The 12,522-nt window shown below is 54.7% G+C and carries 13 protein-coding genes and 1 pseudogene; 6 read left to right on the plus strand and 8 right to left on the minus strand.

Going from position 1 to position 12,522, the window contains the following annotated elements:
• The 3 genes from NV64_RS21805 to NV64_RS21815 form a co-directional block, all read right to left on the minus strand.
• A partial coding sequence (locus NV64_RS21805; RefSeq protein WP_101506769.1) for a 4'-phosphopantetheinyl transferase occupies window positions 1-726 on the minus strand: 726 nt, incomplete at its 3' end.
• Window positions 727-795: 69 nt separating this feature from the next.
• Entirely contained in the window at window positions 796-1,002 is a 207-nt protein-coding gene (locus NV64_RS21810) for a hypothetical protein (RefSeq protein ID WP_056239662.1), read from the minus strand.
• Window positions 1,003-1,314: 312 nt separating this feature from the next.
• A complete protein-coding gene (locus NV64_RS21815; protein WP_101506770.1) occupies window positions 1,315-2,238 on the minus strand; it encodes a helix-turn-helix domain-containing protein in 924 nt (307 codons plus the stop codon).
• Between the two features lie 133 nt (window positions 2,239-2,371).
• On the opposite strand from NV64_RS21815, the gene NV64_RS21820 reads away from it, so the two are divergent.
• Window positions 2,372-3,703 (plus strand): glycoside-pentoside-hexuronide (GPH):cation symporter, encoded by a 1,332-nt coding sequence (locus NV64_RS21820; RefSeq protein WP_101506771.1) that lies wholly within the window; start codon window positions 2,372-2,374, stop codon window positions 3,701-3,703.
• 26 nt (window positions 3,704-3,729) lie between these two features.
• Complete coding sequence (locus NV64_RS21825) at window positions 3,730-5,406, plus strand: glycoside hydrolase family 43 protein (RefSeq protein ID WP_233209072.1); 1,677 nt, start codon at window positions 3,730-3,732, stop codon at window positions 5,404-5,406.
• Window positions 5,407-5,612: 206 nt separating this feature from the next.
• Here the strand turns inward: NV64_RS21825 and NV64_RS21830 are convergent, their stop codons facing one another.
• The 5 genes from NV64_RS21830 to NV64_RS21850 all read right to left on the minus strand — a co-directional run bounded on the left by NV64_RS21830 (window position 5,613) and on the right by NV64_RS21850 (window position 8,825).
• Complete coding sequence (locus tag NV64_RS21830) at window positions 5,613-6,506, minus strand: dihydrodipicolinate synthase family protein (RefSeq protein WP_101506772.1); 894 nt, start codon at window positions 6,504-6,506, stop codon at window positions 5,613-5,615.
• A 202-nt stretch (window positions 6,507-6,708) separates the two neighbouring features.
• Entirely contained in the window at window positions 6,709-7,188 is a 480-nt protein-coding gene (locus NV64_RS21835; protein WP_056239765.1) for a type VI secretion system tube protein TssD, read from the minus strand.
• Window positions 7,188-7,541 (minus strand): putative T6SS immunity periplasmic lipoprotein, encoded by a 354-nt coding sequence (locus NV64_RS21840; protein ID WP_072166430.1) that lies wholly within the window; start codon window positions 7,539-7,541, stop codon window positions 7,188-7,190. Before NV64_RS21840 ends, NV64_RS21835 begins: the two co-directional genes overlap by 1 nt.
• Complete coding sequence (locus NV64_RS21845; RefSeq protein ID WP_101506773.1) at window positions 7,538-8,098, minus strand: type IV secretion protein Rhs; 561 nt, start codon at window positions 8,096-8,098, stop codon at window positions 7,538-7,540. Before NV64_RS21845 ends, NV64_RS21840 begins: the two co-directional genes overlap by 4 nt.
• A 187-nt stretch (window positions 8,099-8,285) precedes the next feature.
• Window positions 8,286-8,825, minus strand: a complete 540-nt coding sequence (locus tag NV64_RS21850) for a helix-turn-helix domain-containing protein (RefSeq protein WP_101506777.1) — start codon at window positions 8,823-8,825, stop codon at window positions 8,286-8,288.
• 328 nt (window positions 8,826-9,153) lie between these two features.
• Between NV64_RS21850 and NV64_RS21855 the strand changes: the two genes are divergently transcribed.
• The 4 genes and pseudogenes from NV64_RS21855 to NV64_RS24285 form a co-directional block, all read left to right on the plus strand.
• Window positions 9,154-9,840, plus strand: a complete 687-nt coding sequence (locus NV64_RS21855; RefSeq protein WP_101506774.1) for a B3/4 domain-containing protein — start codon at window positions 9,154-9,156, stop codon at window positions 9,838-9,840.
• A gap of 318 nt (window positions 9,841-10,158) precedes the next feature.
• A complete protein-coding gene (locus NV64_RS21860; protein ID WP_056239676.1) occupies window positions 10,159-10,395 on the plus strand; it encodes a ParD-like family protein in 237 nt (78 codons plus the stop codon).
• Entirely contained in the window at window positions 10,364-10,699 is a 336-nt protein-coding gene (locus tag NV64_RS21865) for a type II toxin-antitoxin system RelE/ParE family toxin (protein WP_101506775.1), read from the plus strand. Before NV64_RS21860 ends, NV64_RS21865 begins: the two co-directional genes overlap by 32 nt.
• A 1,670-nt stretch (window positions 10,700-12,369) precedes the next feature.
• A pseudogene (locus NV64_RS24285) lies at window positions 12,370-12,522 on the plus strand (Rhs element Vgr protein); the annotation flags it as partial.

Here is a 12,522-nt window from a genome sequence, read left to right on the forward strand (position 1 = left end):
GTCGTTGTGCCACCCGATGACGGTGCTCATCACCTCATCGGGCTGCCACACCAGCCGCGCCTGAAATTCCCGCCCCTGATAAAACGTCTCTGACCAGTTTCGCGTCAGCCGCAGCCGCATCTGCCGGCAATCCGCACTGACCGCCACCACTTCCGCATCGCTGAATTCCATAAACTGCCCTAAATGCGGCCAGACCGCTTTATACAGGCTCTCCTTGACCGAGAACACCGCCGTCAGCGCCTGATGAAACGGGCGATCCAGCGCCATCAGCCGCTGCTGCTCGGCCGGATTAACGATCATCTCCGCCATCTCCCGCGCCGTGGCCCCGGCCATCACCTGCTCACAGTCGATACCGACCAGCCGATCCTTATCGCGGGTTAACAGCGCGCACACCCGGTTACGGCTGTGCGACAGCGACCCGCCAAGGCCGGCCGGCCAGACCGGCGCCCGCGCCGCACTGTTGGTCAGGATAAAGCCGTCGATGCCGAAGGTCGCCAGCGCCTGCTGCACGCTGAAACGGCTGGCCAGATACTCCGCCCGCCGTTTGCGCAGCGCCTGGCGCAGCTGTTCCGGCGCGGGAATAGCTAAGCGCTGAAACAGCGATTCATCAAAATGCTCAGGGGAAAAACGGGCGTCGAGCAGCATCACGCCGGGGGCATAATCCAGCGGCTGCAGCCGGGCGGACGGCAGAAAAGGGGGCAGGACGGGCAGGTCAACAGCGTGCATAGCCACTTACCGGTTCAGATTGAGTTGCTATTTAAACAGGTAAGCAGCCAGTTTTCAAAATCCTGGGGCTTAGTGGTTCGGTGGGATGCTCATCCCTTTAATCGACACCACGAAATGATCACGGCCCATGGAGATTTTCGCACCACGATCGCACCAACGGCTGGCGAGGCGGAAGAAGTCGTCGCTACCGATATCGTAAGCCAGTTCGACTTTGTTGATCCCGGAGTGGAGCAGCTCTTCCGCGTCTTTCAGGTTTGTTGCCTTGACGGTTGTCATGATTATTCAATTCCGTTAAACGTTTGACTCTTCAAGTGTAGTACCAGCATATGATGCTTTTGTGACAGAAATATTGCAGAACCTGACATTGTGATTCAGCGCACGCGTATTTAGTAAAATTTAAGCGGCGGGTGTGGAAAGTCCCGGACCACCGCCAGGCGTGCATTTAAGGGCTTGCCGGGCCTGGCCTGAGTTGCAATGCTAACGGGAATGTTGGGCGCGGCGCAGCTTTCGCAGTGCCAGCCCCTCTGGCCACGATGCTTAGCCGAGGTGAGGGCGATGGCGTGAAGTTAAGGTTAAAAAAAATACAGACTATTCATTCGCGCTAATAAAAAAGTCATTAGCCGTGACGGGCGCGTGGGGCGGGTAAACCGCCTTTCCCCAGCGGTCGCTCGCCGCCTGCAGCCGAAACTCCGTCGGCGTACAGCCCATCAGCGTACGGAACTTCAGCGTAAAATAGGCGCTGTCGGTAAAGCCGGTGGCCTCGGCGATATCGGCGATTTTACGTTCACCGGCCAGCAGCAGCCCCACCGCCGACTTCAGCTTTCTCACCAGCAGGTACTCTTTGAACGTCATGCCAAAGTGGGCTTTAAAACGGCGGGAAAAGTAGGACTTTGACACGCCGCAGCGCTGCGCGGCCTCCAGCGTGCCCAGTTCAAAGCGGTTTTCCCGCTCCATCTGCTGCAGCACCTGCAGCAGGTCGTGCATAAAGCCGGGCCGTTCACTCTGCCAGCCGTCGTGGCGCTGGGGGGTAAGCAGAAAGATCTCCTCCAGCAGCAGAGACAGCGCTTTGCGAAAAAGCACCTGCTGCGCCGGGAACTGCTGATAGCCGTCACACCAGGCGAACAGCGTTTCCAGCCGCCCGGCCAACGGCTCCGGCACCACCATCAACAGCGGGATACTCTGCTTTTGCCGGTAGCCGGTGACCGCCAGCCCGCTCAGCAGATCGTCCTCCAGCTGCAGCAGATAGCGGTGGTGCAGGGCGGCGGCATCGAGCTGCAGCTCGTGGGGGATCAGCGGCGGGATGTAAACCAGCGTATTGTCTTTTAGCGGATAACAGTCGCCGTTGATGGTGAAGCTACCGCCCGCCTGGCGGAACCACATTATTTCCGGCATAAAATGAAAGTGCGAGGGGATAACTTCGCCGGCGTAGTCAGGCAGCACGTATTTCTGCAGATAAAACAAACGGTGGTCAAACAGAATTATGTTTTCGTAAATGGGATTGTCATCACGCATCAGGTTCACCTTTCTTATACCCCGCGCGCCATTTTATACAGACTCCCCCAGGGGAAAGCAATAATCTTATTGCCGGCGCTGTGGCGTCCAAAAAAACAATCAAAATAATATTCTCCAGGTACCGAGGCTTAAAATGACGGAAACGACACTGACGCGTGCAGATAAGTTTGGTTATGGTTTAGGGGATACCGCCTGTAATCTGGTCTGGCAAACCATTATACTGTTTATGGCTTATTTTTATACCGACGTTTACGGGTTATCACCGGCGCATATGGGCACCATGTTCCTGGCGGTGCGGGTGATTGATGCGGTATTCGACATCGGCATGGGCGCGCTGGCCGACCGCACCCGAACCGCGAAGGGGCAGTTCCGCCCGTGGATCCTGTGGTTCGCCGTACCCTTTGGCCTGGTCTGTATGATGACCTTCTACACGCCGGATCTCTCTTACGGCGGCAAGCTGGCCTACGCTTACGTCTCTTACGCCCTGCTTTCGCTGCTCTACAGCACCATCAACGTGCCTTATTGCGCGATGATCAACAACCTCAGCCAGACCTCGGCCGGGCGCGTTTCGCTGCAGTCGTGGCGCTTTGCGATGAGCGCCTGCGGCGGGCTGATCGTCTCGCTGGCCGCGCTGCCGCTGGTGGCCTGGCTGGGCCACGGTAATCTGCAGCAGGGCTACTTCCACGCTATGGTGCTGATCGGCGCGCTGGGCACGGTGCTGCTGCTGGTCTGCTACCGGCTGACCCACGAGAAATATATCAGCCCGCCTGAAACCAGCCGCGTCAGCGTCTGGCAGGATATTGCGGTACTGACTAAAAGCCGCGAGTGGCTGTCGCTGTTTATTCTTAACGTGGTGAACCTGGTGGCGGTGATATTTAAAGCCGGCGTGGTGATCTATTTCTGTAATTATGTGTTGAGCCGCCCGGATCTGGTGACCACCTTTTTAACCGTCAGTATTGTGGCGGCCTTTTTTGGCGCTCTGTGCTCCGGTATTTTCTTTAAAAATTACGACAAGGTTAAAGGTTTTAAAATTTGTATGCTGCTGGAAGCGGTGCTGCTGGCGGTCCTCTACTTTATTCCCGCTGGCTCGATTGCGGTGATCCTGGCGCTGATCGTGGCGATTAACTTTATTCAGCTGCTGGCCACCCCGCTGCAGTGGGCGCTGCTCTCCGACGTGGTCGACGTGCTGGAGCGGCAGACCGGCCGCAAGCTGAGCGGCATCGTCTTCTCCACTAACCTGTTCGCTATCAAGCTGGGCATCGCGCTGGGCGGCGCGCTGATCGGCTGGCTGCTGGCCTGGAGCGGCTACACCGGCGGTGCAACGCAGCAGGGCGCCGACGCGGTGCATACCATCCGGCTGATTTTTACCCTTTACCCGGCGCTGCTGGTGGTGGCGCTGGTGCTGATTATCGGCCGCTACCGCAGCGATAACGGCGTGCGCACCGGCCTGGCAAAAGTCAGTTAACGTTAACGAATCAGAGTGAGGCATCAATGATTATCACTAATCCGATTTTAAAAGGCTTTAACCCGGACCCGGCGATCTGCCGCCGTGGCGATGACTACTATATTGCCGTTTCCTCGTTCGAGTGGTTCCCGGGCATTCCGATCTGGCACTCTACCGACCTGGGCAACTGGACGCTGAAAACCCATGTCATTACCACCCCCGCTCAGGCCGACCTGACGAAACTGCGATCCGCCAAAGGCATCTGGGCACCCTGTCTCACCTGGTGTGAGGCGGACGGGCTGTTTTACGTGCTGTACGGCGTGATGAATTCGATGAACGGGCGCTGCTTTGACGTCGATAACTACCTGATCACCGCAGAGAATATTGAAGGGCCGTGGAGCGAGCCGGTCTACCTGCACTCGGCGGGCTATGACGCCTCGATCCTGCACGACGACGACGGACGTAAATGGGTGGTGGCGGTCGACTGGGAAACCCGCGACGGCTACAGCGGCGCGATCAGCGTGGTGGAGTATGACGCGGCCAGCGGCAAAACGGTCGGTTTCCCGCAGCGCATCTGGTCCGGCGACGGCGAGATCGGCGCGGAGGGGGCGCACCTGACCAAACGCAACGGCTGGTACTACATCATGACCGCCGAAGGCGGCACCGGCTACGGCCACTGCGTCACCATGGGGCGTTCCCGCCACGTGCTCGGGCCGTATGAGAAAGATCCGCAGAACCCGATCCTCACCTCGGCCAGCGCCGACCGGCTGCACACGCCGCTGGTGATCGACAAAACCTCGGCGGCGGCCTTTGATAAAGACTACCTGCGGGCGGGCTGCTTTAACCCGGATGCCGGCCTGCAGAAGGCCGGGCACGCCAGCTACGTTGAGTGCGACGATGGCCGGGTGTATATGGTGCACCTGTGCGGCCGCCCGCTGCGCCCGGAGCTGTGCTGCCCGCTGGGGCGGGAAACGGCGATTCAGGAAGCGTACTGGACCGGGGACGGCTGGCTGCGGCTGGCGGGCGGGGGCAATATCGCCCGCGACTGGATTGATATTCCCGGTGTGGCAGGCCCACAGCCTGCGGAGATCGTCGATCGGGCGATCCGCTTTGACGACGGCCCGCTGGATATCCACCTCTACGCCCCGCGCATCGCGGCGGAGACCTTCGCCAATACCGCAGTGAAACCGGGCTGGGTAACGCTGCGCGGCCAGGAGTCGCTCTGTTCCGAAAACCGGGTCAGCCTGCTGGCGCGCAAGCTGACCGCGCTGGACGCCACCGTCACCACCCGCATGGATTTCTCTCCCGCCGTTTTCCAGCACAGCGCCGGGCTGATCCTCTACTACGACAATATGAACTGGCTGCTGCTGCAGAAAACCTTTGACGAGCGCACGCGTTCGGCCGAACTGTCGGTTGTCCATCTGGATAACGGGTTGAAAAGGGAGGATCGCCACCTCTGCACCCACCCGGCCGATGGTGAACTCTACCTGCGGCTGGAAATCGACGGCCGACAAATGGGCTTCAGCTGGTCCACCGACGATGTGCACTATCAGCCGGTCGGCCAGCGTTACGACGCGGCGCTGTTCTCCGACGAATACAGTCAGTACGGCGAGTTCACCGGCTCGTTTGTCGGCATCGCCTGCGTCGATGCGGTTTATCATCGTCAGCCCGCCAGCTTTGAGTTTATCCGCTACCGGGCGAACGAGGCGAAGCGTATCGACTGAGGGGGCAGCGGGCTGAACAAAACAGGTAATCGTTCTGCTGAGGGCGTACGGGTTAGCTGAAGTAAACAACCCCCGGGTGAGGATGTCGCTGCCCGTGCCGATATCGGGGGCAAGGGTCGGATAGGGCAGTATCCGACCCGCGTGCATCAAACCAGTTCCGGCACGGTGATCGCTTATGCCCGTTTTTTGGCGCCAGCGGCAACAGATCAGGCCAGCTCCAGCTGTGTAATAATCCGCGCCACTTCTTCCCTATCCTTTGCTGCCAGCGGCAGCAGCGGGCGCGGCAGGCAGTCGGCATCGGTCAGGCCCAGCGCGCTGGCCGCCGCGGCGATCACCCGGATGCTGCCGCCGTGCTGGCGGAACAGCGCCCACAGCGGCTCCAGCCGTGCGCCCAGTTCAGCCACCTGCGCACTGTCGCCGCGCGCGGAGGCGTCGGTCAGCGCTTTTGCGGCGTGCGGGAACAGGCCGCCCATCACCGAGTACCAGACCTCACAGCCCGCCTTCAGCCCGGCAGCGGCAAAGGCATCACCGCTTACCCCAATCGTTACCCGGCCCGGCAGCCGATCGCGCAGCGACTTTACCCGTGCGGCGGCGTCGTCTGCCGCTGGCGGCACGCCGGGGATCTTCACCGACGCAATGCCGGGCAGGGCGGCAATCCGGCCGTGCAGGTCGTCGGAGAAGGTAAAGTGAGTGGTTCCTGGGTTGTCATAAATACAGACCGGCACCGAGACATAGCGCGTCACCGTCTCAAACAGGCCAAATACCTCATCATCAGTCAGTTTCTGATAGCTCATCGCCGGTAACAGCAGGGCATCTGCCCCGGCCCGCTGCGCGTCGTCGGCCAGATGTAGTACCTGTTCGGTGCTAATCGCCCCGATGCTGACCATTAACGGCGTCTCCCCGGCATGTTGCCTGGCGACCTGGGCAATACGGCTGCGCTGTTCGCGGCTCAGATAGGCGTAGCTGCCGGTCGACCCCAGCACCCCCAGCGAATCTACGCGGGCGGCGGTCAGGCGGTTAAGCAGGCGGATAAATGCCGCTTCATCAATGCCATCGGCATTAAACGGCGTAAGGGGGAAAGCGCTAAGACCGGTAAACATGGCGACTCCTGTTTTATTTTATGTGACAAAGTCAGCTGGCGGTTGCAGGCTGAGCATGTTAAGCAAGGACATCATTATGCGCCACACTGGCTAATCGATGCTGGTCATTACCGATAACCACGTTTCTCTGCTCTCAGCCCGGATTTACTACAGTAGTATCCCGGAGCTCACGACACACTTCAAACATGCAGGAAGGAGATATTCACTTTTTTTTCATCCACGAATCAGAGTAGGTAATGTTGCCTTTTTTATAGTACCACTCGATACTTTTGAACCTGATTCCTACAACCTCATGCATATTAGGAGAGGAACTACCAGGATAGTAGACATGTGTGAAATCAACGGAGGAAATGACGATGTTCTCTAATCTGACTTCATATATCATTGACTCTATCCCAGACTCAATTGTTTCATAATACTGAATAACTGCTTTTTGTAATCTCCTTGATTCACAAACGGCGACCGCAAGGTAAGGACTTATTTTATCGAGTTGCTTGTGGATTGTAATGGGGTCATGCTGACGTGTGCCGGTCAAGTTACCGCTATGGCTATCTACACTCTGCCTGACACCATAACTGCTATTCATTATTTCGATAGCACCTTCCCTCCCTTGTACCATACAATCACCTTTTATCTGTGTTCCACTCTCATCATACAGAAACAAATATGCGGGCAATGACATCATAAACCTCCTGTGTTGGTTAATTGTCCGTTGTTATCAATGAAAAAATCATGAGTGTATTTCTTGTCATTGAGTCCATAATTTATCACATAGCTGTAGCCATACTTCCATTTTATTGTTATGCAGTTTTCCGGATAAGATAAATTCAGCTTTTTATCTCCTGATGATTTGATTGTTTTAATGTCACCCGTTTCAGTGGATGTTATTGTGTAGTAGTTCAACACATCATGTTTATTCAGACTGAAACATAAATTTTCGCCATTAATAAATACGGATCTGGGGTGAGGGGCTCTGGGTCCACCCGGGCAGCCGGTTAACATTAATGAAAGTGTTATAATAATGATATTTTTCATCCGGGGAAGCCTTTCAGAACTGATTTATATCTTTTAATTAGTGAAGAAGTAGACTCTTCACGATTATAATCCAGATACTCATGCAGGTAATTGTTATCGCTGAAACCATAGTTGAGAAGTAGCCAGTAATCACTAACAATGCTGGCCTGCTGTTCTAAACCATAGTGAAAAAGATCTGCTTTTTCTAAATGGTAACTATAATCAGCAAAACGAGAGAATAACCCTCTGGTTCTGACGAACATTCCCTTCTGTGATTGCCAGACATGCATCATTTCATGCATGAATCGGTGTTTTTTTACTAATTGTTGTTCTAACGAGAAATCGGGAGAATAAGTTCCTTCCCTGTACCACATTTCACCGTTAGGGCTCATGGCGATATCAACAGGCATTAAATTGAAGGGCAGATAGCTTTCTCTGTGCACCCACACCTTGCTGTAACGAATGCTGTCACCGTACAGCGTTCTCGCCAGAGCGATTTCACCTATCGTAAGCTGCCTGACTCCGCCGGGCATAATAGGGGGGCCTGATGTCGGTTTAATGCGTTCATTGACTGGCATTCAATAACCCCTCGGTCCGTGATGGTATCGAGCGGTTATCCTACTCCTGAACAGAATCCGTCTGGAAAGAAAATTGTCTGTGAAAGCTCTTTAAGTCAAATGAGAAGCGCTGATGGAATGAGATATGATGAAAAAATCGGGCTCAGGTAGCACGCTCATTCTGGCCACCTTTGCCCGCTTATACTCGCTACCGACCCGGTTCATAAACGGTCATGGTAAATTCAAGACGGCTATCACCGTGGTTGGTATAGCGGTGTGGCGCGTCGGTGCGGGCGACGGCTGAATTCCCCGCAGCGATCTCGTAGCGCTGCTCGTCCACCCACAGCGTCAGGCTGCCCTGTTCAACGTACAGCAGTTCACAGGTCGACTGCGGATGGCTGGGGGAGGCGAAGCTTTCGCCCGGCTGCATCACCCAGCGCCACAGCTCAACCATCTCCGGGCCGCTGGTGCCGGCCAGCAGCCGGGCGCTGCCGCCGTGCTCGCCCTGCCACAGCACCGGGATCTCCTCAGCGGCAATCACGTGCACCGGCGGCGCGCTGGCGACGTTAACGAAGTCCGCCACCGACACGCCCATCGCGGCGGCGATGCGGCACAGCAGGGCGATACTGGGATTGGCCCTGCAGCCCTCGATCTCCACCAGCATGCCTTTACTCACCCCGGCACGCCGCGACAGCTCATCCAGCGACATCTTTTTCTGGCTACGGTAGAGACGAATGCGGGCAGCCATCGCGGCGCTGACCGCGCCGGCGTCAGCGCCTCCTGCAGCGGCATCACCGCTGCCGGTAGCGGTGTTGTTGAGCGCGCCAGTAGCAGCGCCACCTGTGGCGGTCTGGTTGATCGCGTCAGGATGTGTGCCGTCAGTAGCGGTGTTGTTGAGCGCGGCAGCACCAGCGCCGCCTGTAGCGGTATTGATGACCGCGCCAGTAGCAGCGCCACCTGCAAGGTTGACATCGGCTGGAAGGCCGTTCGCGTTGGTCGTATTAGCGGTCGTTAAATTGACTTTTTTGGTCATTGGTCATTATCATGGTCGAAAACGGTCATTACAGGATTATCCGATGTTTAACGTCACACCGTCAATCAGTAAAGAAATTAGCCGTATCGCACCGGGCTTCCGTGCCCTGAGTATCAGCGTCAAGGCGGCAGCCGTGCAGGATGTCACCGTGGGTGAAAAGGCGTTGCACGCCGCCTGCGAAGCGGTGCTGGCCGGTCAGCCGGACTGGGCAGAAGCGCACCTTGCCGCCTGGGGCGAGGCCTTTCGCCAGTTTGGCGCTAAACCGAAGCGTACCCCCTGCTCGGCAGAGGCGCTGCGCAAACGGGTGCTGCGCGACGGCAGCATGGCGGCGCTGGATCCGGTGGTCGATCTCTATAACGCGGTCAGCCTGCGCTACGCCATCCCGGTCGGCGGCGAGAACTTTGCCGCTTATCAGGGAATGCCGCGGCTGATCGTCGCCAGCGGCAGCGAAACCTTCGATACCTTCAAAGAGGGGCAGCCCGCGCTGGAGTCCCCGGAAGCGGGGGAGGTGGTGTGGTGCGACGACGCGGGCGTCACCTGCCGCCGCTGGAACTGGCGGCAGGGGATCCGTACCCGCCTGTGCGCCGAAGATGCGCAGATGTGGTTTATTCTGGAAAGCCTGCCGGCGATGCCGCTGGAAGAGTTACACGCGGCCGGAAAAATGCTCACCGATGGACTAACGGAGATGATGCCGGGAGCAGAGTTCAGCAGCACGCTGATAAACGGTTAAGCAGCACGTGGTTTCAAGGGATTTTGAATGAGAGGCGAGCCCATCAGTTCATCTTCAGCACAGGCTGTCTGCTCTCTGGATGTGGGCGGCTTGACGCGACAAAATGTTGCTTTATGCACTTAAATGTCGTAATCTCTCGTAACCGTATGTGAGCAAAGTTGCGGATGGTTGCATCGCTTAGCCTGGTTTACTGAATCTCCTGCAATGTTCATATCTGATTCGTTCCAGGCCAAGCCGCTTCCCCCCAGGTTACCTCATTATACTTTTCGAACGCACTTGCTGTTCATGTTGTTAGTAAGAGCTACTGGAGTAAAAATTATGGCCATCAGCGTCCGTCTTGATGAAGACTTCGTGAGCGATGTAAAAGTTCATGCCGAGGCCGCGAGCCGAAGCATCCCTAAACAGATTGAATACTGGGCAAAAATAGGGCGCATTGCTGAAGATAACCCTGACCTGCCGTTTAGCTTTATCTGGGAGATTTTGCTCGCTCAAAGTGAGGTCGAAAACAATAAGGTAAAGAAATATGTGCGCAGAACAAAGAAAGTCACAGATTGATGTGTACGAAACCAATCGCTTCACGAAAAGCCTGGAGCGATTTGATCAGGATTCGTTGATGCTGATTGAAGATGAAATAGAAAAAATCATCGAAAACCCGACGGTAGGAGAGCAAAAGAAAGGCGACCTCTCCTACCTGCGGGTACACAAATTTTCAGTAAACAGCCAGCAGATGTTGTTGGGCTATAGCTGGGTGGAAAGCAAGATAGAACTCTATTTGCTAAGTTTAGGTTCTCACGAAAACTTTTACGATGTTCTGAAGAGAAGCCGTAAAGCAGACCTTAAACTTATCAAATCAAGTTGATGGCTGGCAATCTTACAGCCTTTTAGATGTATCCCCTTCAGGCCGTATCCGGGACGACCCGGATAGCTTGCGGCCGTACCCGAGGACGACCTTGTCTGACAGAGGGAACCCAAATGGCCTGGATTATGCTTGTGGCGGAGGAATTGCTGGAAGTGGTATGGGCATTCGCCATGAAGTTGTTTAACGTTTTTACCCGCCGTTGTACGCCACCATTACGCTAGTGGCAATGGAACTGAAGTATTGAGATGTCAGGTGATGAGAGCGTTATGGCATCCCAAACAACTTCGTTACCGGCGTCGTGCCAGCTGGTGATCAACACTTACACTCTCGCTTATTCAGGGTGAAATCTATATTTATATTGTACTTTTAGCCAAAAGCACTGATGTGTGACCTGTTATTATAATAGTTTTCAGATAATGTGACGCTGATTAAATTTTGAGATTAATTATTGATTAGGTGGTGTTTAATTATCCTTGTTATCTTAGAGTGCTGATTAGGAATATAATTCTATTTTTTAATTGGTTTTTTTAGGAGATTACATTGGAAGCCGGTCATGGTAAAAATTCTCAACACACCTGATAAGGTATACAAAACGTTCAGCCTGTCCCGCCTGATAGTTATTGCCTTATCAGTACTGATAGCCGGTGTCGTTTTGAACGGGGTACAGGTTCTGTCAGGGTGGTATGCCGCTCCCGCTGAGTTGTCAAAGTTCGTGGTGACCGTTGCCACTATGCTGGGGATTACCCGGTGTCTTGACTGGCTTCTCAGTCTGCTAATGAAGTTATTGCGGAGTGACTTCTGAAAATGACCCTGACCAATTTTTAGGGGCTGTATAATTGTCTGGTTGACTCACTTCAGTGGTTCAGCCAGTTTACCGCCATCTCCGGCGACACGGCAGGCTGACAGGAAACCAGACGCCGGGTAGTGGAGGGGGGTGTATTTTTATCATTGATAATCCTCATCGCTGACGACATACGCATCGCCGTTTGTGAACTCAAACGTAATTTGTAGATTGAAGCGAGCGATACAGGTGACGATCATCCTCCTGCACTCAATCCCGAAACCCAGCCCTGCCCGCAGCAGTCACCAATGACATAAAATGCATGACACAGGTAGTCAGGGGAGAAGACTATAACAAAATTCGCAGTAACTTATCTCCGAAATAGACCTGAAGTTGATGTAATCACAATGAGTGATTATCATTTTAGTTATCCATTAAAATTATTTCATTATATGTATAAAGTGAAGCCTATCAGGACATCGCTGAGCAGCTCTCTTTGTTCATTTTTCAGATTTATTCAGTTGGCCGACTCTCTGTTTTTCTCAATCTGCATACCCCGAATGTAAGATAATTCCTATATAAATCAGATCACATTCTATCAATTTGCATATTGATTATGTTGTTCTGCTCACTATATAGTCACCAGTGTACACGTAAAAAAAGTGTGCTTAATACTTGCTTCTAACACCATTTTTAAAGGAATAAAAATTAATATTTCTTCTTATAGTGAGATTAGAGAAGCACATGTAAATGTTTGATCTGACCTCAATGGGGGGCATATAAGTAAGAAAATGGGAAGCCTGCCGTCGACCCGCGCGCTCGGGTTTACAGCGAAGGGCGGTAGCGTGTCTGTCACTGACTTCCGGCAGCAAAACATAAGGACATCATCATGAGCAGCAACCCGGTCTCTTTTTTCAGCCACAGCCACCATCTGCTGGCGGTGCGCGGCTGCGACGCGCAGCCCGACGTGCTGGCGTTTAGCGGCGAAGAGCGCCTGAGCGAGCCGTTCCGCTGGCGCATTGAGTTCACCAGCGCCGACCCC

This window comes from Erwinia sp. B116 (assembly GCF_002865965.1).
GTDB lineage: Bacteria > Pseudomonadota > Gammaproteobacteria > Enterobacterales > Enterobacteriaceae > Erwinia.

What these genes read in the sequence shown, in the direction of transcription:
- NV64_RS21830 (WP_101506772.1), bottom strand. Translation starts at nt 6,506, where the DNA reads ATGTTTACCGGTCTTAGCGCTTTCCCCCTTACGCCGTTTAATGCCGAT.
- NV64_RS21855 (WP_101506774.1), top strand. Translation starts at nt 9,154, where the DNA reads ATGTTTAACGTCACACCGTCAATCAGTAAAGAAATTAGCCGTATCGCA.
- NV64_RS21865 (WP_101506775.1), top strand. Translation starts at nt 10,364, where the DNA reads ATGTGCGCAGAACAAAGAAAGTCACAGATTGATGTGTACGAAACCAAT.
- NV64_RS21835 (WP_056239765.1), bottom strand. Translation starts at nt 7,188, where the DNA reads ATGTCATTGCCCGCATATTTGTTTCTGTATGATGAGAGTGGAACACAG.
- NV64_RS21840 (WP_072166430.1), bottom strand. Translation starts at nt 7,541, where the DNA reads ATGAAAAATATCATTATTATAACACTTTCATTAATGTTAACCGGCTGC.
- NV64_RS21815 (WP_101506770.1), bottom strand. Translation starts at nt 2,238, where the DNA reads ATGCGTGATGACAATCCCATTTACGAAAACATAATTCTGTTTGACCAC.
- NV64_RS21860 (WP_056239676.1), top strand. Translation starts at nt 10,159, where the DNA reads ATGGCCATCAGCGTCCGTCTTGATGAAGACTTCGTGAGCGATGTAAAA.
- NV64_RS21850 (WP_101506777.1), bottom strand. Translation starts at nt 8,825, where the DNA reads ATGGCTGCCCGCATTCGTCTCTACCGTAGCCAGAAAAAGATGTCGCTG.
- NV64_RS21845 (WP_101506773.1), bottom strand. Translation starts at nt 8,098, where the DNA reads ATGCCAGTCAATGAACGCATTAAACCGACATCAGGCCCCCCTATTATG.
- NV64_RS21820 (WP_101506771.1), top strand. Translation starts at nt 2,372, where the DNA reads ATGACGGAAACGACACTGACGCGTGCAGATAAGTTTGGTTATGGTTTA.
- NV64_RS21810 (WP_056239662.1), bottom strand. Translation starts at nt 1,002, where the DNA reads ATGACAACCGTCAAGGCAACAAACCTGAAAGACGCGGAAGAGCTGCTC.
- NV64_RS21825 (WP_233209072.1), top strand. Translation starts at nt 3,730, where the DNA reads ATGATTATCACTAATCCGATTTTAAAAGGCTTTAACCCGGACCCGGCG.